At 67.9% G+C, this 249-nt stretch carries 1 protein-coding gene; it reads left to right on the forward strand.

Annotated features, from left to right (window positions below; translation table 11 throughout):
- Positions 1–249, forward strand: a 249-nt coding sequence (locus tag J5M67_RS29070; RefSeq protein ID WP_207888747.1) for a sulfatase-like hydrolase/transferase, incomplete at both ends; no start/stop codon positions are given.

Genomic DNA, 249 nt, shown 5'->3' on the forward strand with positions numbered 1-249 from the left:
CCGGTTCGCCGGTGGGCCTGCAGGCCCGCGACATCACGCTGGCCCAGGCGCTCAAGGGGCAAGGCTACGCCACCGGCCAGTTCGGCAAGAACCACCTGGGCGACCGCGACGAATACCTGCCGACCAATCACGGCTTCGACGAGTTCTTCGGCAACCTCTACCACCTCAATGCCGAGGAAGAGCCGGAGCGCCCGTACTGGCCGAAGGACGACCCGGCCTTCATCAAGGCCGCTTCGCCGCGCGGGGTGA

It is taken from the genome of Pseudomonas sp. 30_B (genome assembly GCF_017491605.1).
In the GTDB taxonomy this organism is placed as follows: domain Bacteria; phylum Pseudomonadota; class Gammaproteobacteria; order Pseudomonadales; family Pseudomonadaceae; genus Pseudomonas.